This is a genomic window from Xanthomonas sp. SHU 308, assembly GCF_000364645.1.
Classification (GTDB): Bacteria; Pseudomonadota; Gammaproteobacteria; order Xanthomonadales; family Xanthomonadaceae; genus Xanthomonas_A; species Xanthomonas_A sontii.
The window spans coordinates 1-353 of the sequence record NZ_AQOK01000727.1 but is presented as its reverse complement, the minus strand read 5'-3'; the positions used below and the strand labels follow the sequence as shown (position 1 = coordinate 353).

General features: G+C 74.5%; 1 pseudogene. It reads right to left on the bottom strand.

Features of this window, described 5'->3' with window-relative positions:
* Positions 1 to 353: pseudogene (locus tag D588_RS25535) on the bottom strand (MFS transporter); the annotation flags it as partial.

The window sequence follows — 353 nt, the reverse complement described above, 5'->3', positions numbered from 1 at the left end:
GCGTCAGGCCGGCACTGGCCGCCGGCGTGCCATCCACGCCGATCATGCGCAGCGGCAGCAGCACCAGCAGCACCCCGTAGCTGGTGCAGGTGGCGACCGGCAGCAGCTGCACGCCGACGAAGCGCCGGTAGCGGAACAAGCTCAGGTCCAGCAGTGGATGCCGGCGGCACCGTTCGATGCACACGAAGGCGAGCAGCAGCAGGGCCGCGGCACCGAGCAGGGCCAGCGTCGCGGCGCTGCCCCAGCCGCTGTGCGGCCCCTGGATCAGGCCGGCGGTGAACAGCGCCAGCGCCGCGCTGAAACACAGCGCGCCGACGCGATCCGGCGGGCCGGCGGCCGGATCGCGCGAGGCC